The following is a 22,081-nucleotide window of genomic DNA, read 5'->3' on the forward strand; positions in this document are numbered from 1 at the left end:
CGGGACACGAAAGACGGCCCACGCCGACTCCGCCCCCGTCAGCGGGTGGTGTGCGCGTCCAGGAAGTCGATGGTCTTCTGCAGGGCCGTCTGCGCATCCGGCATGTCGAGATGGAACTGGTATTCGTGGGGCAGCTGCGGCTCGTGCGGCGCGGGCCAGAAGAGGGTCGTCACGTCGACGCCGAGCGCGTCGAGCCGCTGGGCCATGGGGATCGACTGCAGCCAGGTGAGACCGTCGCCGTTGCCGCCCGAGATGTAGGTCGTCGGGAAGTCCTCGGTGACCCAGTCGATCGTCGACATCGTGGCACCGGTCGAGTCCTCGGCCCAGGTCTTGGTGCCTGAGTACGCCCACATCGAGGTCTTCAGCCCCCAACCGGCGATGCCGTCGAGCGTCGCGAGTGCGGCCAGGTCGTAGACGCCGCAGTTCAGCACGGTCGCCACCACCTGCTCGGCCTGGAGCGCCGGGGTGACGTCCATGATCTCGGCGTAGTCGGGGCTCGTGATGAGCGTCGCCATCTGACTGGCCAGCTGACCTCCGGCGGAGTCGCCCGCGAGCACGATCTGGGTCGGGTCGACGCCCAGCTCGTCGGCGTGCGCGTCGATGTAGGCGAGCGCGTCGTTGAGCTGGTGCACGGCGAGCGGATACACCCCTTCGGGTCCGATCGTGTAGTTCACGGCGATGGTCGTGTAGCCCTCCGCAGCGAGGATCCGCATGTACGGGTCGACGTTCTCCTTCGATCCCGAGATCCAGGCGCCGCCGTGAATCCAGACGACGGTCGGAAGCGGGCCCGTGGCGGATGCCGGTGTGAAGACGTCCATCGTGGTGTCGGCGCCGCCGTCCGCATACGCGAGATCGAGTTTCTCGGTGAGTTCGGTGTCGGGCACGTGCTTGTCCATCTCGGCGGCAGTCTCGTCGCCGCCCCGGGTGAACACCGCGCGGATGACCATCGCGGACGGCCAGGGGGTGAGCGCGCCGATGATCGTCACCACGGCGACGACGATCAGCACGATTCCGACCGCCACCTTCGTGCGATGCCAGGGGCGACGACCCTTTGTCGGGTGGACGGATCCGTCGTCGTGCGCGCTCGCGGTCATGGAAACCCCTCTCCGCGCATCATCTTGGCAGTATTCCGGTTGCTCTTCGGCGCAGCCGCTCGCCGAGCGGTGAGATCGGCAGGCCACCGAGCGGGGTGCTCCGACCTCTCAGGCGGTCAGTCCCGCGAGTATGCGCTCCACCGCGTAGTCGAACGCCTCGTCGACGTCGCCGCCCAGACGGAAGGCTCCGGCGAGTTCCATCTGCAGGAACCCTGTCGCCCAGGAGGTGAAGAGCCGGGCCGCATCGAGCGCCCGATCCGGCCCGACGAGAGCGGCGCATGAGCGCAGCACCGGAACAGACGTCCGGTGCAGGGCGTCTTCGGGCGCGGAGGCGGTGAACAGCAGGCGGAACGCGTGCGGGCGTTCGTGCGCGAAGGTGCGGTATGCGGTGGCGAGGAGGGGGAGCTCGTCGCCTGCGGCGTCGAGCCTGACCGTCAGCGCGTCGGCCGAGGCCTCCGCCACTGCGGAGAGCAGAGCGTCACGATCGCGGATCCGCTTGTAGAGGGAAGGTGCGCGGACGCCCACTCGCTCGGCGACCGCCTGCATGGTGAGTCCCGCGGGTCCGGCGGATTCGAGGATGTCGCGACCGGCGTCGATGATTGCCGCCAGCGAGGTTCGTTCGGGGGTCGGCATCCGGGTCTCCTTCATGGCTATTGACATTAGCTATGATAGCTACGTAGTCTAGCCATCATAAGCCACCGCGAAGGGAACGGCCATGAAGCTCGCACCGCACCTGCATCGACTCGGCAACGACATCGTCGCGTCATACCTCATCGATCTGCCCGAGGGGATCACGCTCGTCGACGCCGGGCTGCCCGGCCACTGGAACGATCTGCAGCGCACCCTCGCAGAACTGGGGCGCCCGCTCTCCGACATCCGGGGTCTCGTCCTGACCCACGGCGACAGCGACCACATCGGGTTCGCCGAGCGGCTGCGCAGCGAAGCAGACGTGCCGATCTTCATCCACAGCGCAGACGCGCACCGCGTGCGCACGGGTGAGAAGCCGAAGACCCCGATGGGACCCGCTCGCGTCGGTCCACTGCTCGGCTTTCTCGCCTATGGCGTGCGCAAGAAGGGGCTGCGCACGCGCCATGTCACCGACGTCATGACGGTCGCCGACGGCGAGGTCCTCGACCTGCCGGGATCTCCGGTCATCATCGGGATGCCGGGACACTCGCCGGGCAGCATCGCGGTGCACATTCCCGCAGCGGACGCGGTGTTCGTCGGCGACGCCCTCACCACGCGCCATGTGCTGACGGGGCAGGTCGGTCCTCAGCCCGCGCCGTTCACGGATGAGCCGACCGAGGCCATCGCGTCTCTCGACAGGCTGGCCGCCGTGTCGGCATCATGGGTGCTGCCCGGGCACGGAGCTCCGTGGCGGGGGTCGCCCGCCGACATCGCGGCCGCGGTGCGCGCGGGGAGCTAGAGCCCCGACAACACGGAGGCGGTGTCGCTGATCGTGATCTGCGGCGGGTAGAGACCCATCACCTGCATCGCGGCCGCATGATTCTCCGCCGTCGATCCCGCGCAGGCATCGCCGACCACGATGACGTGCGCTCCGGCATCCGCTGCGGCCAGTGCGGTCGAGATGACGCAGCAGTCGGTCGCGACACCCGCCAGCACGACGTGCGCCCCTCGGCCGACGACCGCCTCGATCTCTGCGCCCCACTTGCCGAAGGTCGGCAGGTCGAGAGTCGGATGCGGCGACAGCCCGGCCGCGTCGGGGACGAGGTCGAACAGCGGATCCGTCGGCGGCTGGTCGGCGAACGGCCACGCGGCGAAGTAGGCGCCCCACGAGGTCGAGCGGTCTGCCGTCGGCATCCAGCGCGTCACGATCACGCGGTCGCCGAAGGCCGTGGCCAGCTCGCGGATGCGCGGCATCGCATCGGCGAAGAACGGCGATCCCCACGCAGATCCGGGCGACGCGAAGATCCGCTGAGGGTCGATCACGACCAGCCAGGGACCGTCGCTCACGCCGAGGCCTCCTGCGCGCGGATCTTTCCGGCCCGGGCGAACCAGGTCACGACGAACGACAGCACGAGGGCGAAGAAGACCCCGAGGTTGGCATAGGCCCAGTCGCCGTCGACACCCCCGACGAGGCCGAGGAGGTAGCCCTGCCAGTTGTTCCACGGCGCCGCATCCGCGAATCCGTTGAGCACGAAGCCCCAGCCGATCACGCTCGCGATCACCATCGTGCCGATCGAGATCCAGTCCCACGCGCCGTAGCGGCCGCGGCTGTCGAAGAGCGCCTCGTCGTCGTAGTCCTTCTTGCGGCGCAGGATGTCGGCGATCAGGATGCCGGCCCATGACGCCAGCGGCACGCCCAGCGTGATGAGGAAGCTCTGGAACGGACCGAGGAAGTCGGTCGCGAAGAACACCACGTAGATCGTGCCGATCGTGAGGATCACGCCGTCGATCGCCGCCGCGGACGGGCGGGGGATGCGGATGCCGAGGCTCAGCAGCGTGAGGCCCGAGGAGTAGATGCCGAGCACCGCGCCGGAGACGAGCGCCAGCACGGCGGTGAGCAGGAACGGAACGAGCACCCAGATGGGCAGGATCGTCGCGAGCGCGCCGATCGGGTCGGCGGCGATCGCCGCGCTGAGCTCGTCGTCGGATCCGGCGAGCAGCAGACCGAAGATCACGAGGATCACAGGAGCCACCGAGCCGCCGATCGTGTTCCACAGGACGATCGCTCCGTCGGATGCCGTGCGCTTCTGGTATCGCGACCAGTCGGCGGCGATGTTGATCCAGCCGAGGCCGAAGCCGGTCATGACCATGACGAGTGCGCCGGTGACCTGTCCGATCCCGCCGTCCGGACGCGCGAGGACGGCCGCCATGTCGATGCTCGGAGCGGCGAGGACGATGTAGAGCACCGTCACGATGCCGGTGACCCAGGTGAGCACCGACTGCAGCTTCATGATCGTGTGATAGCCGAGCACGGATGCCGCGACGATGAGCGCGGCGACGATCACGGTGGCGGTGATCTTCAGCGCGATGCTGTCGCCGTCACCTCCGAGCTGCGTGATGACGGTGGCCGTGGCGAGCACGGCCATGATCGCGAGGAACGTCTCCCAGCCGATCGACGTCAGCCACGAGACGATGCCCGGAACCTTCTGCCCCTGCACGCCGAACGCCGCACGGGACAGCACCATGGTAGGCGCCGAACCGCGCTTGCCGGCGATCGCGATCAGTCCGCACAGCAGGAACGACACGACGATGCCGATGATCGACACGAGGGTCGCCTGCCAGAACGAGATGCCGAAGCCCAGCACGAACGAGCCGTACGACATGCCGAACACCGAGACGTTCGCCGCGAACCACGGCCAGAAGAGGTCGCTCGGCTTCGCGGTGCGCTCGGATTCGGGGATGATCTCGATGCCCGCGCGCTCGATGAGAGCAGGCTTGATGTCCGTCATGCCATCATCCTGGCACTGCGCAGGGCCCGCGAGGGCGTCGGCAGGGCTCAGCCGGCGAAGAAAGCTCCGGCGACGCGGGTGAGGTCGTGCAGGTCCGAGACGCCGGCGAGCTCGCGCGCCGAGTGCATCGACAGGATCGGGATGCCGACGTCGACCGTGCGGATGCCGAGACGCGTGGCCGTGATCGGGCCGATCGTCGAGCCGCACGGCACGTTGTTGTTCGACACGAACTCCTGCGTGACCACGTCGGCGGTCTCGCACCAGCCGCGCCAGGCGGCGGAGCCGACGGCATCCGTCGCGTAGCGCTGGTTTGCGTTGAGCTTGAGGATCGGTCCCGAGCCGAGCACCGGCTGCACGACGGGGTCGTGCTTGTGCACGTAGTTCGGGTGCACCGAGTGGCCCACGTCGCTCGACAGGCACCACGACGCGGAGAACGCGCGTCGACGCTCGGAGGCGTCGGCGCCGAGCGCGTCGTAGACGCGGCCGAGGATGTCTTCGAGCAGGGGGCCGCCCGCGCCGGAGCGGGAGTTGGAGCCCAGTTCCTCATGGTCGAACCCCGCGAGGATCGCGATCGGTCCGCTGACTGCCGTATCGATCTTCTCGAGCGCGACGACGCCGGCGTGCACCGAGGCGAGGTCGTCGAGTCGGCCGGAAGCGAAGAACGCGCGGTCCTTGCCGAAGATCGCGCCGCGCGCTGTGTCGGCGATCACGACGTCGTAACCGCGGATGTCGGATGCCGAGACGCCGGCCGAACCGGCGAGCTCGGCCAGGATGTCCTCCTGGGTCGGGTCGCCGAGGCCCCAGACGGGCTGCGTCTGGAACTGCTTGTCGAGCGCGAGGCCCGTGTTCGCCTCGCGGTCGAGGTGGATCGCGAGCTGGGGAAGCCGCAGCAGCGCTCCCGTGTCGGCGAGCACCACGCGTCCGTCGGCGAGGGCCAGCCGTCCGGCGAGACGCAGCTCGCGGTCGAGCCACGAGCTCAGCAGCGGACCGCCGTACACCTCGACGGCCGCCTGCAGCCAGCCCCTCGAACCGGTCGTCGGCTGCGGCTTGAGCTTGAAGCCGGGGGAGTCGGTGTGAGCACCCAGGATGTGAGCGGGCGTGGTCGCGGTGGCGTCCCCCGGAACCGTCCACGCGATCGCGGCACCGTCTCGCACGACGACATAGCGTCCGCCGGGGGCGACATCCCAGGCCTGATCCTCTTCGAGCCGCGTGAAACCGGCATCCTCGAGGCGCCTGGCCACCTCGGCGGCGGCGTGATAGCTCGAGGGCGAGGCGGCGACGAAGTCGGCGAGATCCTCGGCGTGGGCGAGAGCGTCCGGGGTGACGGGCATGAGCGACCTTCCTGCAGGGGCGGTCCTTCGATCGTAATCGGCGACTCGATGCGCGATCTCCGCGACGGTCGGATGGCGGTCGTTCACCTTCTCGTCACCATCGGCCGGTACGGTCGATCTCGATAGCGCCTAGGGTTCCGGGGTTCGTCCCGTCTGGTCCGAGCGGCGCCACGGTGCCCCTCCGCAGGAGCGCCGTCATCTGACAGGACAAAAGCCCGGAGGACCCTGTTCGTCGCGCCCGCGAAGAACGGAAGGGTCTCTGATGTCCGCTCTCGCCTTCGCTCTCGTCATCGCCGCAGCCGTCACGCACGCCGCCTGGAACATCATCGCCCACGGCGTGAGCCGCGCAGGGACGCCGTTCCTCTGGTGGGGGGCCGTCGGAGGAACCGCCGTCTGGATCGGGGTCGTGCCGTTCACCGGCGGGCTCGGCACCGACGACGTTCTGGCGTTCCTGCTCGGCGTCGGAGTCTCCGGTGTGCTGCACGTCGCCTACATGGCGGTGCTGCAACGCGGATATCGCGAAGGCAACCTCTCGACCGTCTACGCGACGGCTCGGGGCACCGGGCCGTTCCTCTCTGTGATCGTCGCCGTTCTGGTGCTCGGGGAGCGTCCATCGGCCCTCGCGCTCACCGGCGTCGCGGCGATCATCCTCGGAGTCGTCGCGATCGGTCTCGTCGACCGCGGACGCGCCGACCGGTCGCGTCGCCTGGATCCCGGGCTCGTGTTCGGTCTGCTCACCGGCGTCGCGATCGCGGTCTACACGATCTGGGACGCCAACGCCGTGCGCACGTGGAACCTCTCGCCCGTCGCCTTCATGGTGGGGACGATGCTGCTCGAGATCCCGTTCTACTCGCTCGGCGTCCGAGGCCGATGGGCGGCCGTTCGCGCGCTCGGCCGCACGCAGTGGAAGCGCATCGTGGCGTTCAGCATCCTGTCGCCGCTCTCGTACATCCTGGTGCTCACGGCCATCCAGATCGCTCCGGTCGCACTGGTCGCGCCGCTGCGCGAAGTCAGCGTCGTGCTGGTCAGCCTGTTCGGTGTCTTCGCCCTGAAGGAGAGCAGGCCCGGATGGCGTCTCGCCGCGTCCGCGGTCGTCGCCGGCGGGATCGTGCTGCTCGCGCTGTAGCGGTGGATCTGCAGCGGTGGTTCTGTGGTCGTGGTCGTGGTCGTGGTCGTGGTCGTGGTCGTGGTCGTGGTCGTGGTCGTGGTCGCTCCGGGTGCGTGGCCTGCGTGATTGTATGGATGCTGTGTGCGCCGCGTGGGGTCTTCGAGAGAGCAGTCGGTCGGATGCGCACTGGATGTCGGAGCTGCGAGCGATCGTCATGCGCGCCGATCTGGAGCGTCTCGGACGCTTCGACCCGGTGCGTGTGCGGCAGCGGTTCCTCGATGGGTTCGTCCCGCAGAACACGCGAGTGATCGTGGTTGCCGGGCAGGACGTGGGGCTCATCGCGGTGAGGCCCGAGAGCGACGCGGTGTGGATCGAGCACTTCTACCTCGATCCCGCTCAGCAGGGCCGCGGCCTCGGCTCCGCGGTGCTGGCGGACGCCTTGGAGACGCGTCATGCGGGCGATGACCGGCCGTTCCGCCTCAATGTGCTGCAGGGCAGTCCGGCGCGACGGCTGTACGAGAGGCACGGCTTCGAGCTCGAGAGCGAAGACGCGGTCGACGTCTTCATGAAGGCCGAGCCGCTCCGGCGCTGATCGGGTGCCCCGTGACGGGTGCTCGGTCTGGGGTCTCGTTCCTCGTTTCTCGTGTCTCGTTCCTCGTTCCTCGTTCCTCGTTCCTCGTGTCTCGTTCCTCGTGTCTCGTTCCTCGTGTCTCGTTCCTCGTTCCTCGTTCCTCGTGTCTCGTTCCTCGTTCCTCGTTCCTCTTGTCTCTTCTGCCCTCGTTGACTGGTCTCTCCGCTCCTCTTGTGCCTGCGTTGTGCGGCATTCCGGGAGATTGGAATACGTGCTCTGATCTGGTCTAAATCGGACTGGTTTCGGGGGTCGAATGTCGGTGGCCCCGTGTTGACTCGAGGGTATGAACAGCATCGTGGAGCGTCTGGGTCGGGTCGTCGCTGACCTTGATGCGGTGCTGTGTGATGACGCGCTGGCGGGGTTGAGCGATGCGGAGCGTGTCGCGGTGCTGCAGGCGGCGGGGGCGGTGTTCCGGCGGGCCGAGGCGGTGATCGTGGAGACCGTGGCGACCGGGGATCCTGCGGGGTTTCCGCATGCGGCAGGGTGTCGCGGGGTGAACGAGCTGGTGCAGCGGATGGTCGGCGTGGATGTGCGGGGTGCGTCCCGGGTCGACAGGGTCGTCGATCTGGTGCGCCGGCCGGTGAGTCTGGCGGGGGAGCGGATGCCGGCGCGGTGGTCGGAGATGCGCGTGGCCTTGTTGGATGGTGTGGTGGGTGTCACGGGGTTTCTGGCGGCGACGGGCCCGATCGAGCGGGTGTGGGACCGGTTGAGCGTGGATCAGCGGTTGGCGGCGGATGTGGCGTTGGCGGGGTGCGCCCGCGGGCACGGGATCGGCGGGGGCGCGGATTCTGGTCCGGCGCCGACGGTGCAGGATCTGAAAGCTCTTGCGGAGGATCTCGCCTCGATGTTCGACCCGGACGGGGAGGAGCCGAAGGATGAGGACGCGCGGCGCAAGCGCGGAATCACGATCGGTCGTCTCACGGACGGGATGCATGCGATCCGGGGGTATCTGACTCCGGATGCCGCGGCCCAGTTGCAGCTGATCCTGGACGCGATGCTGAACCCGAAGGGTGACGGCCCGCCCATGCCGGGAGTGTTCTTCACCCCCAGCGGTGACACCGGTCACACAGGCACAGACACAGACACCGGTGCTGACCCGGGTGTTGATCCGTTCAATGTGGATGAGCGCAGCGTGCTCGATGATCGCACCGCGTCGCAGAAACGCCACGATGCTCTCGCCGCCGCTCTCGCGATAGCCGCCCGTCACAAGGACATGCCCACGCTCGGTGGCGCATCCCCGGTGCTCGTCGTCACCGTCGACGCGACAGACCTCGCCCACCATGCGGAAGGTTCTGCTTTCGGTGCGGGCATCGCCGGCGCGGGTGGTGGTGCGGGCAACGGCGGGTGGGCGACGATCCCTGGATCCGGTGCGCATGTGCCTGTGTCCGTCGCGGCGCAGACCGCATGTGCGGGGGCGATCCAGCGGGTGCTCCTGGACGAGGGGCGCATCATCGGGATCAGCACCACCGACCGCGTGTTCACCGTGCATCAACGCCGGGCGATCATCGCCCGCGACAAGGAATGCCTCATCCCCGGGTGTCACGTGCCCGCATCCTGGTGCGAGATCCATCACGTCACCGAACACGCCCGCGGTGGGCCGACCCATACCGACAACGGTGTGCCGCTGTGCTGGTGGCACCACCGATCCCTGGGCACCTCGCAGTGGGAGATCCGTATGAAGAACGGGCTCCCCGAAGTCCGTGGACCGAACTGGTGGGACCCCGACCAACGCTGGCGCACCCCACAACACAGCCTCCCCGCGGACCGTGACCGAAGGCGCCTCGTTCGAACCGGGTGATACGCGGCGGCATCCTCACGGCAAGTGCTGCTGATCCCGAACAGCCGGCCAGACTCAGCGAGCCGGACTCACAGTGCCCGGCTCAACGGGCTCGCCTCAGCAGTCTCACTCCAATGATCCCGCCGGTCAGCGGTCTCGCCTCAGCGGAAGTCGACCAGCCCGGCGTGCGCTGCCGTGACGAGGATCTGCACGCGATCGCGCACGTGCCACTTCGACATGATGCGGCCGAGGTGGGCCTTCACGGTTCCCTCCGACACGATCAGTGTGCGCGCGATCTCGGCGTTGGACATCCCCTGCGCGAGTCGCTGCAGCACCTCCTGCTCGCGATCCGTGAGCGCCTCCAGGGTGTCGTCGCCGCCGACGGGCTCCGTATCCCGCACGTGCTTGATCAGCAGCGACGCGATCCGCGGCGACAGCGAACTCGCTCCGCTGTAAACCTCTCGCACACCTTCGAGAATGCTCGCCGCGCTCGAGTCCTTCAGCAGATAGCCCGACGCACCTGCGCTGAGCATCGGAAGCACGGTGTCGCTGCCGTCCAGCGTGGTGACCGCGAGGATCTTGATCTCAGGCCAGCGTTCGCTGATCACCGCCGTCGCCTCGATGCCGTTCATCTCCGGCATCTGCACGTCCATCATCACGACGTCGGGACGCTCGCGTTCCACGACCTCGATGCCCTCGAGCCCGGACTCCGCCTCGGCGATCACCGTGATCTCCGGGTCGCGGGAGACGAAGTGAGAGAGCGCTGAGCGCACCAGGGGATCGTCATCGACGATCACGACGCGGATTTGGGACATGGAGGAAGCCTAACCGGGGTCTACCTGCGGCGCGAGGTATTAGACCTTTGGCTATCGAGGTGTAGCCGTGAGACAGATGTGCCGCTCGCAGATCACCGAGAAGATGAGTACATCGCTAGTCAAAAGTGCAATAAAGGAGGTGAACGTATATGTCTTTCTGGAACCAGGTTGGTCACTTCTTCGGCTTCTACCGCTAATATATATGGCGAAAAGGAGATACTGAAGTATGGCTTCAAGTCTTTCGACGGGTGACCGCTCTGACGTCACCCGACTCGGCAGGGGCGAGAAGCTCAGCACGATAGAACGCATCGCCGTCTTGGCGGTCGTCGGGACCATCGTCATCTTCGACATCGTCGGACTGTTCCTCCCTCCGGGGTTGGAGCCTCTGACAGCGGCAATCGGGATCGCATCCACTGCAGTCCTCGGCCTTTTCCTCTGGTCGCCACTCATCGCGACATACGCCCTCGGCGTCGTGTTCGCCCTATCCTTCATCCCCGGCATCGAAGCCCAGGTGCTGACCGTCGCCGCTTTCGCGGCCGGCTTGATCGTGCGCCTGGGGTGGACCTCACTGGTCCTGTCCTATGTCGGAGTCTTCCTCGTCGCATCCGCGTTGGTCGCCATGGGCGATTCGACGGATGCGTTCAACATCGGCATCTTCCTGGTCGGCGCCGCAGTATCCGGAGCCGTCGGCTATGCGCTTCGCCTGGCATTCGCTCGAGGGCGGACGCTCGAGATGCAACTGGCCGAGAAGGCCGAGCAGGAACGCCAGGCAGTACTCGCTGAGCGGCGCTGGATCGCCGGCGAGCTGCACGACAGCATCGCGCACCACCTCACCGTGGTGGCGCTGCACGTGCAGATGCTCGACGACGATCGCACGAGCAGAGATTCGCAGGAGGCGATTCGCATCGCCGCACGCAAGGCGATGACCGACCTCCGCTTCGTGATCGACCTCGCAGACGACGGACCCCGCTCCGAGGGAATGCCCTCCGGTGATCTGGTGGCCTCCGTCGAGGAGGCCGCGCAGGAGTTCGAAGCCGCCGGCCATGCCGTCGCCGTCATCGGCGACCCCTCCGATGAGCGCGTCCCGCGGGCCGCCGAGATCATCCTCGCGCGCATCATGCGAGAGTCCGCCACCAACGTCCTCAAGTACGCCGGCGCGGGCGAAGTCGAGATCCGATTCGACATCGACGACGACGCCGCGAAGATGGCGGTGAGCAGTCCGCTCTCCATCACGCCGCGTCGCGAGCTCTCCTCGAGCCGCACGGGCATCGGCCGCATGGCCGAACGAGTTCTCGGCGCCAGCGGCGAATTCAGCGCCGGCGAAGTCGACGGCCGCTGGGTCGTCTCGGCGCTGCTGCCGATCGTCTGACGCTTCCGGCATCCCAGCATCCCGGCTTGAAAATGGCAGGGGATTGCGTACCGGTATTCCGGTACGCTGGGAGCAAGATCCGCGGAATTCCGGGGTTTTCGAAGTGAAACCTAGACGAAAGTCCAGGGTAGATCTCGACTATAGACCGTGTTCCATGGTGTAGCCGGGCGCTTACATTGGGTATACCCCAGAAATAGCGCATCCCCAGCGCTGTGATCGCGAGCGCGGTCTTTGGAATCTGATCCCCATCGCGCTCGCGATCGGCTTCCTCCGACGAGTCACCTCGAGGAATCGATGCCGATCGACTGGCCGGCTCTCAGCCGCCCACTGCACGCATGTAGTGCCCGTCCGTCGAGATCCCCGACGCCGCGACCGTGAACCGCACCACCTCGCTGAGGTAGCGATCTTCGGACGCCTCGAAGATGCGCCCGCTCGCATCACGGGAGATGCGGCTGAGTCGAAGGATCGGCGTTCCCTGCGGCACGCGCAGCAGGGCGGCATCCTGCTCGTCGGCGGCGACGGCGTCGATCTGGTGCTCGAGCCCGACGATCGGGTGTCCCACCGACCCGAGGTACTCCGTGATCGAGACCTCGTCCGTGTCGACGTCGAGCAGTCGTCGTCCTACTGCCTCGGTGTAGAAGAGCCGCTCGAGCATCGTCGGCCTGCCGTCGAGCAGGCGCAGTCGCACGACGCTGACGATCGTGTCATCGGGTGACACTCCGAGCAGTTCTGCGCGGTCACCGGCCCTGCGAAGGCTCAACTCCTGCGTCCTTGCGCCCGGAGTCACCCCGAGATCGCGGGCCCAGCGAGTGAACGGCACCGACACATCGACCGCCTGGCTGGCCTTGCGCGACACGACCCGCGCGGGGCGTCCCCGCCCCGTCTCGATCAGGCCCTCTCCGCGCAGGGCGGCGAGAGCGTTCCTGATCGGACCCCGCGAGGTGCGCCACCGTTCGGCGAGCTCCGCCTCGGTCGGCACGTCGTCGCCGGGGCGCAGGGTGCCCGCCGCGATCTGCGCGCGGAGGTCGTCTGCGATCTGGGTGTATACAGCTTCGGCCACATAGGCATACTACTTCGCTATCGAGGTGGAAGGGTTGCGCGTTCGCTCGACGTTCATCCGAGGAAAGACCGGGTGAACGGACCTTGAACTCTTCCAAGTTAGGTACATATCTTGGCTGTTGTCCTGTCAGAGTGGCTCGTGGATCACCCCTCCCACTCTGAAAGGTCCTCATGAAGCTCCGCGCTCTCCCCGTACTCGCCGGCGCCGCGATCCTCGCGCTCGGCCTCGCCGCCTGCTCCGGCTCCGCAGAGGCCACCGGCGCGTCCGGTGCCGACGCATCATCGGCCGCCGGTGGATTCGCCGTCGACGAGAACACGCTCGTCTTCGGCGTCGTGCCCGACTCGGTCGACACCGAGACGAACTACCAGCCGCTCATGGACTACATCGCCGAGATCACCGGCAAGACGGTGGAGTACCACGAGTCCACCGACTACGCGGCGCTCATCGAGGCCGCGGTCGCCGGCAAGGTCGATGTCGCCTCGTTCTCGGGTTTCACCTACGTCACCGCCACGAACAACGGCGCGAAGCTCACCCCGATCTCCTCGATCGTGACCGAGGAGGGCCAGGAGCCCGGGTACTACTCCCAGGCCATCGTGCCTGCCGACAGCGACATCTCGAGCATCGAGGACTTCGCCGGCAAGAAGGTCTGCTTCGTCGATCCCTCGTCGACGTCGGGATACCTCTTCCCCTCCTACAACCTGCTCGAGGCGGGCATCGACCCCAAGACCGACATCACGCCCGTCTTCGCGGGCAAGCATGACGTGAGCGTGCAGAAGGTCGGCGAAGGCGTCGAGTGCGAGGTCGGATTCGCCGAGGACTCCGAGGTCGAGAAGTCGGATGCCGTCAAGGTCATCGACGAGACCATGGTCCCCGGAGCGCCGCTCGTCTACTCGTCGACACTGCCGGACGACGTCGCGCAGGAGCTCATCGACGGACTCTCCGAGATCACGATCGACGACATCATCGCCGCCGGCATCGAGGGCGCGGACACTGATGCGTTCCGCAGCGTGTTCTACGCCACCAAGCCCGTCGACGACGCGTACTACGACCTGATCCGCGACATCTGCAAGGAGACCGAAGCGGAGCAGTGCCAGGGCTGACGCCCGATCGCTGACCGCAGAGTCAGCCGAGCGCCCCCCGTTCCGCAGTGTGCTCCCACCCCGGGGCAGCGGAGCGCGGGGCGCTCACCCGCAAGAATCACGCTCGACGCCACGACCCTGGAGAACTGACATGAACACGGCAACCGATGCCCTCATCCGCCTGGACGGTGTGACGAAGACCTTCGGCTCGACCACCGCGCTGAAGAACGCATCGCTGCAGGTCTCACGCGGCGAGATCGTCGTGCTGCTCGGGCTCTCCGGCTCGGGCAAGTCGACGCTGCTGCGCCACCTCGACGGTCTCGAGGTGCCGACCTCGGGTGAGATCGAGGTGCTCGGCGCGAAGGTCCCGACGCTCAAGGGCAAGGCGCTGCGCGCCCTCCGCAGCCGGGTGGGATTCATCTTCCAGCAGTTCGAGCTCGTGCCCTCGCTGACGGTGCTCGAGAACGTGCTCACCGGATCTCTGTCGGAGGTCCGCGGCCCGCGGCTCGGCCTCTGGGGCTACTCGAAGGCGGCGAAGCTGCGCGCCCTCGAGCACCTCGATCGCGTCGGGCTGCTCGACCGGGCCTATCAGCGCAGCGACACCCTCTCCGGCGGCCAGCAGCAGCGCGTGGCGATCGCCCGCGCCCTGATGCAGAAGCCCGACATCCTGCTCGCCGACGAGCCCGTCGCATCCCTCGACCCGGAGTCCAGCGACCAGGTGATGGCGCTGATCCGTGAGATCGCCGCCGACGAGGGGCTCACGGTCGTCTGCAGCCTGCACCAGGTCGACCTCGCGATCTCGTGGGCCGACCGCATCGTGGGGCTGCGCCACGGCGAGATCGTGCTCGACACCCCGACCGGCGACCTGACCAAGGCCGAGGTCATGGAGATCTACGGCCGCGTCGCCACGACCACCGCAGAGATCCGCGCCGTGCAGGACGAACTCACCGAGATCACGGTCGACGTCGCCCAGCTCGACAAGGCGCGGGCCTCATGACCGTCCTCTCGGACCCGCCGCGGGCGCACGCGACCCCCGCACGCACGAGTGTCGCCGATCGAGCTCCTCGCCGCCCGATCTCCGCCGAGCGCATCGCCGCCGGGCTGACGCTGCTGGCGCTCCTGGTGCTCGGCATCCTCGCGGTCGACGAGGTCGGCATCTCGATCCCGGCGATGGTGCAGAGCTGGGGCAACGCCGAGAACTTCATGGCCCGAGTCGGCGGCCTCTCGTTCCCTGAACCGGCCGACCTCGCCTGGCTGATCGCCCTCACCGTCGGGCTCGTGCTCGTCGGCACGTTGCTCGCCGCCGCCCTGTCGGTGCCGATCGCCTACCTCGCAGCCTCCAACACGACCCCCGGCAACGGATGGCGTGCCGCCGCGCGGTTCGTGGGAGTGCTCACCCGAGCGCTGCCGGACGTCGTGCTCGCGATGGCGTTCGTTCTCATGTTCTCGCTCGGCACCCTGCCCGGCATCCTCGCCATCGGCATCCATTCGATCGGGATGATCTCGAAGATGTTCGCCGACGCGATCGAGCAGATCGACGAGGGCCCCCGGCTCGCGATCCGCGCCGCGGGGGGATCGAAGATGCAGGAGTTCGCCTCAGGAATCCTTCCCCAGGTGCTGCCGAGCTGGGTCGCGACGGTGCTGCACCGCAACGACATCAACCTGCGCGGCAGCGTCGTGCTCGGCTACGTGGGCGTGGCCGGCCTCGGACTCGAGATGTCCTACGCCTTCAAGTCGCTGAACTACGGCAAGGGCCTCGGCATCGCCCTGGTCATCTTCATCCTGTGCGTCGTGATGGAGATCGTGTCGAGCCTGGTGCGCGGGGCGATGCTCGGCCAGCAGCGGCAGACGCGGTCGTGGATCGACCGCATCATCCACCCGCGACTGCGCGGGGCGACGGGCGCGGCGACGACGGAGCGCCCGGAGTGGGCGGCCAGCCCGCAGACCGCCGTGCGTCGACCGTGGACCGCGGAGCGGGTGCGCAACACGATCGGCATCGGGACGGCGGTGCTCGTCGTCATCGGCAGCGTCGTCGTCAGCCAGATCAACTGGATGGACTTCTTCACCTTCTGGGCCAAGCTCCCCGAGGTCGCAGCGAAGTTCTGGCCGCCGTCATTCGGCAGCTATGAGGCGTCCGCGATGATCGCGGCCATGCGGGACACGGTCGCGATCGCACTCGCGGCGACGGTGCTCACGCTGCTGCCGTCGCTGATCCTCGGCTCCCTCGCCGCGAGCAACGTCGCACCCGGAGCGGGAGCGCGGGGCATCGCGCGCTTCCTGCTCGTCGGCATCCGTGGCATTCCCGAGCTGATCCTCGCGATCGTGCTCGTCGTCATCACCGGCCTCGGCGCCCAGGCGGGAGTCATCGCGCTGGCCATCGGCGGCATCGGTCTGCTCGGCAAGCTGATCGCCGATTCCCTCGAGGAGGTCGACCGTGGGCCCGAACGGGCCCTGCGGGCGGTCGGCGCCACCCGGCTGCAGACCTACGCCTCGGCGACCGTGCCGCAGGGCATGCAGGCGCTCATCGGGCACAGCTTCTACATGCTCGACACGAACATCCGCGCCGCGACCATCCTCGGCATCGTCGGCGGAGGCGGTGTCGGGTACTACCTGCTCAACGCCAGCCAGGGTTCGCGCTATGAGACCGTGACGGCGATCGTGCTGATGATCCTCGTCACCGTGCTCGTCGTCGAAGGGCTCGCGATGTGGATGCGCAAGGTGTTCCGATGAGCGGCCGCACCGACTCGACCGACTCCGTCGACCTCGTGGTCGTCGGCTCGGGGATCATCGGCCTCGGCGCCGCGTACGCGGCGGTGCGGCGGGGTCTGAGCGTCATCGTCGTCGACAGAGCGGATGCTCCCGTCGGCGCGACGATCCGCAACTTCGGCCACCTCTGCATCGGCGCGCAGACGGGGGAGGCCCGGCGCTACGCGGACCTGTCCAGAGACCTGTGGCTGCGCCTCGCTCAGGATGCGGGGTTCTGGATCCGCGAGTCGGGGACACTGGTCGCCGCCCGCCACGCCGACGAGATCGCCGTGCTCGAGCAGGCGGCGGCCGATGGCGGCATCCGGATGCTCGATGCGGATGAGCTGCTGCGCCTCGCCCCGCTCCGTCGCCGGGGACTCCTCGGTGGAGCGCACATCGAGACCGACCTGCAGACCGATCCGCGCACCGCCGCCGCGGCGATCGTGCGGCACCTCGCAGGACTGGGCGTCGACTTCCGCTTCCGCACGGCGGCGACCTCCGTCGCCGGACGCCGCGTCGAGACGACGAGAGGCGCGATCACCACAGGCGCGGTCGTCGTCGCGGCGAATCACGACATCGACCAGCTGCTGCCGGAGGTGGCGGAACGGTCAGGCGTCGTCCGGTGCGCTCTCGACATGATGCGTGCAGCGGTGAGTCTCCGGCATCCGCTCTCCGCCCCGCTGCTGACCGGGTGGTCGCTCGTCCGCTACGGACGCTTCGCCGACGGTGCCGCCACCGCCGCGCTCCGCGATCGCCTGCATTCGGAGCGTCCGGACCTCGCCGCGCTCGATCTCAATCAGATGTACACGCAGCTGCCGGACGGCACGCTCATCATCGGCGACTCGCACGCCACATCGACCGCGCCGGAGCCGTTCCAACCCGAGGCCGCGTTCACGGCGTTCCTCGCCGAGGCGGAGGCGCTGTTCGAGATGCCGGCCCCACGGGTGCTGGAGCGCTGGCAGGGCGTGTATGCGAAGGCGTCGAAGGACTTCCTCATCGACACGGTCGACGAGGGGGTGCTGGTGCTCGCCGCGACCACCGGCATCGGAATGACCACGGGTCTGGGGCTCGCCGAAGAGAATCTCACCGCCGCCTTAGGGTGGACACCTGCAATGGAAGGAACCCCATGACCACTCAGCTCGAGGCAGCTCCGGCGCCGGCGCTCGAACTCATCGTGCTCGACATGGCCGGCACGACCGTGCTCGACGACGGGGTCGTCGAGACGGCGTTCCAGCGCGCCGCCGAACGCACCGGAGTCGCCGATCGGATGCCGTGGGACGACGCGCTCGCGCACGTGCGCGCCACCATGGGGCAGTCCAAGATCGAGGTCTTCACGCATCTCGCGGCAGGAGACCGTGCCGCCGCCGAGCGCGCAACGGCCGCATTCGAAGGCGCCTACGCCGAGATCGTGGCCGAGCAGGGGGTCACCGAGATCCCCGGGGCGGCCGATGCGATCCAGGGGCTGAAGGACGCCGGTCTGAGAGTCGTGCTCACGACCGGATTCGCGCCGGTCACCCGCGATGCGCTGATCGACGGTCTGGGCTGGCGCGGGCTCATCGACCTCGCCCTCTCGCCGGTCGACGCCGGGCGCGGGCGTCCGGCACCCGATCTCGTGCTCACGGCGCTGATCCGCACGCAGACCTCGTCGGTCGCCGCTGTCGCTGTCGCCGGAGACACGATCAGCGACGTCGAGTCGGGCCGCCGCGCAGGCGCCGGTCTCGTCGCCGGCGTCCTGACGGGCGCCCACGACGCGGGCGCGCTCGAGCTCGCCGGTGCCGACGTCGTGCTCGAGGACGTGACGCATCTTCGCGGCACGCTCACCGAGCGCGGGCTGCTCCCTCTCGTGCCCACGGTCTGAGGCCCTGACATGGGAACTCTGCTGATCCGTCCTCCCGGCCACCGTCGCGACGTGGCCCTGCGGCCCGCGGCCACAGCGATGGTGTGGATCGGTGAGGGCCACCCGCACGAGATGATCGCCGTGCCCGGTGTCGCGCTCGGTGAGCACGACGTGCTCGTCGCCGTCGAGATGTCGACGATCTGCGGGTCCGACGTCCACACCGTGCACGGACGTCGGTCCGCCCCGGTGCCGCTGGTGCTCGGACACGAGAGCGTCGGACGCGTGATCGCCCTGGGCGACGGCGGGGCCTCGACGGTCGACGGCGTCCCCGTGCGCATCGGGGATCGGATCGTCTGGTCGGTCACGATCTCGTGCGGCACCTGCGACAGGTGCGCCCGGGGTGTGCCGCAGAAGTGCCGCACGCTCGGCAAGTACGGTCATGACCGCATCGGCGTGCACGGCGACCTCACCGGCGCGTTCGGCTCGCACGTCCAGGTGCGGGCGGGCACGGCGATCGTGCGGGTGCCCGAGTCCCTGCCGGCCGCGGTGCTCGCTCCGGCATCGTGCGCGACCGCGACCGCCTGGGCCGCCGTCGCCCGGGCTGCGCGCGATCACGACCTCGACGGCGCGACCTTCCGCATCCACGGAGCCGGACTCGTCGGGCTCTCGGCCGCGGCGATCGCGGTGGAGCACGGCGCGACGGTCGAGGTGCTCGACCCCGCACCCGAACGGCTGGCTCTGGCCGCACGCTTCGGTGCCGGTCCGATCGATCGTGACCCGGACGTCGTGATCGAGGCCTCGGGGCATGCCGTGGCCGAGGCGCTCGCCGGCGTCGCCACCGGGGGCACGGTCGTGCTGGTCGGGAGCGTCTTCCCTGCCGAGCCGGTGCCCCTCGACGCCGAGAGCATCGTTCGCCGGCTGGTGACCGTCACCGGCGTGCACAACTACACGGGATCGGAGCTCGCCGAGGCTGTCGCATTCCTCGCAGGACGAGGACGCGCCTACCCGTTCGTGGACGCGGTCGGCGAAGTGCGGCAGCTCGCCGACCTCGACGAGGCCATCACCGCGGCATCCGCTCCCGGCGCGCCGTTGCGCACCGGCGTCGTACCCGGACGCTGACGGGAGACGGGTCGAGCGCAGAAGAGCCAGGGCTCAGGCCGTGGGCTCTGCCGCGCCACCTTCCTCGGCGTCGTCTTCGGCGTCGTCTTCGGCAGCCGCGGATGCCGAAGACCCCGGTCCCGAGCGCCGCGGTCCCGCAGGGCGGATGCCCTCGGCATGGAAAGCGAGCAGCCGCATGGCGGTGTCGACCGTCTCGTCGAGGACCTCCTGCGGATCGCCGCTGAGCGCCAGCCTGCGGTGACCGACCCCGTCGCCCGTGGCCCATCCGACGTAGACGGTGCCTGGCTCGTGCCCGCCTTCAGGATCGGGCCCGCCGACCCCCGTCGTCGAGATGCAGACGTCGGCGTCGAACAGCCGCAGTGCGCTCGCGGCGAGATGCTCGGCGCACTCGGGGGAACACGGATCCGTTCCGGGCGTGAGTCCGAGCAGGCTCTCCTTCACATCGGTGAGGTAGGCCACGATGCCGCCGGCGAACCACGAACCGGCGTCGGCCCCCGCGCCGATCGTGCTCGCCAGACGTCCCGAGGTCAGGGATTCCACCACGCAGATGCGCAGTCCGCGCTCAGCGGCGACGTCGCTGACGCGGCCCAGCGGTGACTGCTCTGCTGTCACTTCTCTTCGGCGGAGTCCGCGTGCGTCGGGGCGTCGGACTCGATGGTCGCCTCGTCGGAGTAATCGGGCCGGGGGGGCTGCAGCGGCTGGTCGGAGTACTCGCCGCCGAGGCGTCCGCCGTACGGGCGTCCGTGGTCGGCGAACTCGTCGCGTGCGTAGACCAGCTCCCACTCGCCGACGGTGAAGCGTGCGCCGGTGCGCAGCGTCTGGGTGCGATCGCCGGGGTGGGTGGCGGTGGCGTCGGGGTTGCTGTTCATCTCGCCCTCGCCGTGGAGTTCGAGGACGTACTCGTCACGGTCGTCGTGCGTGATCGTGGCGTGCACGGGGTCGGCGCCGTCGAGCCGCAGCTCGTTGTCGGCAGCGGAGCCGATGCGCACCACGTCGACCTCGAGGGCGAACTCGGCGCGCTCGCCGTCGCGCGTGACGCGCAGGCGCGGGTTGCCCTCGCCGAACTCGGCGTGAGTGGTCGTGGGGGTGTAGCCCTCATCGGAACGGTCGTCGATGTGTCGTGCGTTCATGGTGGGTCTCCTCGCGGTTCCTGCCAGGATATCGGCGAAGGGATCCGCACGCAGGGGGTTGACTTCGGCCCGCTCCGACCCCGTCTGGACAGCCCGCTCGGGCCGACGCATCGAGGGCCTTCGGTCCCATAAACTGCATGACGAAGACCTGCACACCAGAGGAGAGGGCGAATGGGCAAGTTCATCTACGAGGGCAGCGTGAAGACCGAGATCGAGGATCGCGCCCTCACCCACCTGCAGCTCGTGATGACCGCCAAGCTGCGACGCGCCGAGCCGTTCCCGTTCAGCTGGCGCGAAGACGCGAGCGTCGGCGGCGGCCGCACGACGGTGTGGGTGCAGCCGGGCAGCTCGCTCGTCTTCAAGTACTTCGGCAGCAGGCAGCCGTCGATCAACCGCGCCTGGATCGAGGCGCTCGCCTTCACCGCGAACGCGCCGAGCGGGCTGTATCTCGTTCCCGAGCCACAGGACACGTCCGGCCCCGTCGCGCCGGCCGACGACGAGCCTGCCGCTCCCGGGGCCTGAGCGGCCCGAGCCTTTCACCTGTCGCACTCCGATCGTCGATCGAGGTGTCGATTGTCAACCCCCTCCCGAGGGCGCCGACGGGCCGCGAGTCTCGTTGAACGCCCGACTCAGGCCACGCACGATGATGGCGAGTCGCGAGGAAGAGGAGACACCATGGCAGACAGCACCCCCGACCCCCGCAGCCAGCACCGCGACGAGGAATTCCCCGGTCAGCAGCAGAACCAGCCGGGACTGACCGACGACATGCGCCCGGCTCCCGACCACGGCGAGGAGTCGTACGTGGGCCACGGGCGTCTCGAGGGGCGGCGAGCCCTGATCACTGGCGGGGATTCCGGAATCGGCCGAGCGGTCGCGATCGCCTTCGCCCGCGAGGGAGCCGACGTGGCGATCGTGCACATGCCGGAGGAGCAGGCGGATGCCGACGAGACCATCGACCTCGTGCGCGCGGAAGGCCGCCAGGGGCTGAGCCTCGCCGGCGACGTCCGCGACGAGGCCTTCGCCACCGAGGTGGTGACCGAGACGCGGAGCGCCTTCGGCGGCCTCGACATCCTGGTGCTGAACGCCGCGTACCAGCACGACATCGACGGCTTCGAGAATCTCGAGACCGACCGCCTCCGCCGCGTGTTCGAGACCAACCTCTTCGGCCTGCTGTACTCGGCCAGGGCCGCGTACCCGCATCTGGAGTCCGGCTCCAGCATCATCGTCACGTCGTCCGTGCAGGCCTTCGAGCCGTCGCCCAACCTCATCGACTACGCGATGACCAAGGCGGCGCAGGTCGCGTTCGTCAAGGCGCTCGCCGAGGAGGCGGGAGAGCGCGGCATCCGCGTGAACGCCGTCGCTCCCGGCCCCATCTGGACGCCGCTGATCCCGGCCACCGGCTGGTCGGACGAGCGGGTGAAGACCTTCGGATCCGACACGCCTCTCGGCCGGGCCGGACAGCCCGCAGAGCTCGCCGGCGCCTACGTGTACCTCGCGTCGGCGGAGTCGTCGTACACCTCGGGCGCGGTGCTCGCGGTCACCGGCGGCAAGCACCTCTGACGGGGCCGGT

General features: G+C 68.7%; 22 protein-coding genes. 13 read left to right on the forward strand and 9 right to left on the reverse strand.

Translation table 11 applies throughout. The annotated features are described in order from the left end of the window. Positions 1-38: 38 nt before the first annotated feature. Together BEP68_RS13235 and BEP68_RS13240 are read right to left on the reverse strand one after the other, a co-directional pair. Positions 39-1,094 carry an alpha/beta hydrolase gene (locus BEP68_RS13235; protein ID WP_187250267.1) on the reverse strand — a complete coding sequence of 352 codons (1,056 nt, stop codon included), beginning with the start codon at positions 1,092-1,094 and terminating at the stop codon, positions 39-41. A 108-nt stretch (positions 1,095-1,202) separates the two neighbouring features. Beyond that, entirely contained in the window at positions 1,203-1,727 is a 525-nt protein-coding gene (locus BEP68_RS13240; protein ID WP_187250268.1) for a TetR/AcrR family transcriptional regulator, read from the reverse strand. 82 nt (positions 1,728-1,809) lie between these two features. Between BEP68_RS13240 and BEP68_RS13245 the strand changes: the two genes are divergently transcribed. Continuing rightward, positions 1,810-2,520, forward strand: a complete 711-nt coding sequence (locus tag BEP68_RS13245) for an MBL fold metallo-hydrolase (RefSeq protein ID WP_187250269.1) — start codon at positions 1,810-1,812, stop codon at positions 2,518-2,520. On the opposite strand, the gene BEP68_RS13250 is transcribed toward BEP68_RS13245, so the two are convergent. The 3 genes from BEP68_RS13250 to BEP68_RS13260 are packed head-to-tail and all read right to left on the reverse strand — an operon-like array spanning position 2,517 to position 5,841. Continuing rightward, positions 2,517-3,068 carry a cysteine hydrolase family protein gene (locus tag BEP68_RS13250; protein WP_187250270.1) on the reverse strand — a complete coding sequence of 184 codons (552 nt, stop codon included), beginning with the start codon at positions 3,066-3,068 and terminating at the stop codon, positions 2,517-2,519. The genes BEP68_RS13245 and BEP68_RS13250 overlap by 4 nt on opposite strands. Continuing rightward, positions 3,065-4,510, reverse strand: a complete 1,446-nt coding sequence (locus tag BEP68_RS13255) for a purine-cytosine permease family protein (RefSeq protein WP_056279607.1) — start codon at positions 4,508-4,510, stop codon at positions 3,065-3,067. Before BEP68_RS13255 ends, BEP68_RS13250 begins: the two co-directional genes overlap by 4 nt. A gap of 47 nt (positions 4,511-4,557) precedes the next feature. Further along, entirely contained in the window at positions 4,558-5,841 is a 1,284-nt protein-coding gene (locus BEP68_RS13260; RefSeq protein WP_187250271.1) for a M18 family aminopeptidase, read from the reverse strand. A 262-nt stretch (positions 5,842-6,103) separates the two neighbouring features. On the opposite strand from BEP68_RS13260, the gene BEP68_RS13265 reads away from it, so the two are divergent. The 3 genes from BEP68_RS13265 to BEP68_RS13275 all read left to right on the forward strand — a co-directional run bounded on the left by BEP68_RS13265 (position 6,104) and on the right by BEP68_RS13275 (position 9,378). Next, positions 6,104-6,967, forward strand: coding sequence for an EamA family transporter (locus BEP68_RS13265; protein ID WP_187250272.1), 864 nt, complete (start codon positions 6,104-6,106; stop codon positions 6,965-6,967). Positions 6,968-7,139: 172 nt separating this feature from the next. Beyond that, positions 7,140-7,541: a GNAT family N-acetyltransferase gene (locus BEP68_RS13270; protein ID WP_261987849.1), complete on the forward strand. Its 402-nt coding sequence runs from the start codon at positions 7,140-7,142 to the stop codon at positions 7,539-7,541. A gap of 322 nt (positions 7,542-7,863) precedes the next feature. Next, positions 7,864-9,378 (forward strand): HNH endonuclease signature motif containing protein, encoded by a 1,515-nt coding sequence (locus tag BEP68_RS13275; RefSeq protein WP_187250274.1) that lies wholly within the window; start codon positions 7,864-7,866, stop codon positions 9,376-9,378. Between the two features lie 140 nt (positions 9,379-9,518). Here BEP68_RS13275 and BEP68_RS13280 read toward each other — a convergent pair whose 3' ends face one another. Continuing rightward, complete coding sequence (locus BEP68_RS13280) at positions 9,519-10,172, reverse strand: response regulator (protein WP_222839407.1); 654 nt, start codon at positions 10,170-10,172, stop codon at positions 9,519-9,521. Positions 10,173-10,398: 226 nt separating this feature from the next. Here BEP68_RS13280 and BEP68_RS13285 point away from each other — a divergent pair, with 226 nt between their 5' ends. Next, a complete protein-coding gene (locus BEP68_RS13285) occupies positions 10,399-11,541 on the forward strand; it encodes a sensor histidine kinase (protein WP_187250275.1) in 1,143 nt (380 codons plus the stop codon). Positions 11,542-11,857: 316 nt separating this feature from the next. Here the strand turns inward: BEP68_RS13285 and BEP68_RS13290 are convergent, their stop codons facing one another. Then, positions 11,858-12,601, reverse strand: coding sequence for a GntR family transcriptional regulator (locus BEP68_RS13290; RefSeq protein ID WP_187250276.1), 744 nt, complete (start codon positions 12,599-12,601; stop codon positions 11,858-11,860). A gap of 170 nt (positions 12,602-12,771) precedes the next feature. Here BEP68_RS13290 and BEP68_RS13295 point away from each other — a divergent pair, with 170 nt between their 5' ends. From BEP68_RS13295 to BEP68_RS13320, 6 genes are all read left to right on the forward strand, one after another. Continuing rightward, positions 12,772-13,701, forward strand: a complete 930-nt coding sequence (locus tag BEP68_RS13295; RefSeq protein ID WP_053097587.1) for a phosphate/phosphite/phosphonate ABC transporter substrate-binding protein — start codon at positions 12,772-12,774, stop codon at positions 13,699-13,701. 130 nt (positions 13,702-13,831) lie between these two features. Beyond that, positions 13,832-14,677, forward strand: coding sequence for a phosphonate ABC transporter ATP-binding protein (phnC, locus tag BEP68_RS13300; protein WP_053097586.1), 846 nt, complete (start codon positions 13,832-13,834; stop codon positions 14,675-14,677). Next, entirely contained in the window at positions 14,674-16,410 is a 1,737-nt protein-coding gene (locus BEP68_RS13305; RefSeq protein ID WP_056279620.1) for a PhnE/PtxC family ABC transporter permease, read from the forward strand. The genes phnC and BEP68_RS13305 overlap by 4 nt, the downstream gene beginning before the upstream one ends. Next, positions 16,407-17,555: a TIGR03364 family FAD-dependent oxidoreductase gene (locus BEP68_RS13310; protein WP_187250277.1), complete on the forward strand. Its 1,149-nt coding sequence runs from the start codon at positions 16,407-16,409 to the stop codon at positions 17,553-17,555. The genes BEP68_RS13305 and BEP68_RS13310 overlap by 4 nt, the downstream gene beginning before the upstream one ends. Then, positions 17,552-18,283 (forward strand): HAD family hydrolase, encoded by a 732-nt coding sequence (locus BEP68_RS13315; RefSeq protein WP_187250278.1) that lies wholly within the window; start codon positions 17,552-17,554, stop codon positions 18,281-18,283. Before BEP68_RS13310 ends, BEP68_RS13315 begins: the two co-directional genes overlap by 4 nt. A gap of 9 nt (positions 18,284-18,292) precedes the next feature. Then, the gene (locus tag BEP68_RS13320; protein WP_187250279.1) at positions 18,293-19,381 is read left to right on the forward strand and encodes an alcohol dehydrogenase catalytic domain-containing protein; all 1,089 of its coding nucleotides are present in this window, start codon (positions 18,293-18,295) and stop codon (positions 19,379-19,381) included. A gap of 33 nt (positions 19,382-19,414) precedes the next feature. On the opposite strand, the gene BEP68_RS13325 is transcribed toward BEP68_RS13320, so the two are convergent. Both BEP68_RS13325 and BEP68_RS13330 read right to left on the reverse strand, forming a co-directional pair. Beyond that, positions 19,415-19,993 carry a CinA family protein gene (locus BEP68_RS13325; protein ID WP_187250280.1) on the reverse strand — a complete coding sequence of 193 codons (579 nt, stop codon included), beginning with the start codon at positions 19,991-19,993 and terminating at the stop codon, positions 19,415-19,417. Further along, positions 19,990-20,511, reverse strand: a complete 522-nt coding sequence (locus BEP68_RS13330) for an FHA domain-containing protein (protein ID WP_053097580.1) — start codon at positions 20,509-20,511, stop codon at positions 19,990-19,992. Before BEP68_RS13330 ends, BEP68_RS13325 begins: the two co-directional genes overlap by 4 nt. A 171-nt stretch (positions 20,512-20,682) precedes the next feature. On the opposite strand from BEP68_RS13330, the gene BEP68_RS13335 reads away from it, so the two are divergent. Beyond that, the gene (locus BEP68_RS13335) at positions 20,683-21,033 is read left to right on the forward strand and encodes a hypothetical protein (RefSeq protein WP_053097579.1); all 351 of its coding nucleotides are present in this window, start codon (positions 20,683-20,685) and stop codon (positions 21,031-21,033) included. A gap of 153 nt (positions 21,034-21,186) precedes the next feature. After that, on the forward strand, positions 21,187-22,071 hold the full coding sequence (locus tag BEP68_RS13340) for an SDR family oxidoreductase (RefSeq protein WP_187250281.1): 885 nt from the start codon (positions 21,187-21,189) through the stop codon (positions 22,069-22,071). The last annotated feature ends 10 nt before the right edge of the window (positions 22,072-22,081 follow it).

It is taken from the genome of Microbacterium sp. 4-7, assembly GCF_014332665.1.
GTDB lineage: Bacteria > Actinomycetota > Actinomycetes > Actinomycetales > Microbacteriaceae > Microbacterium.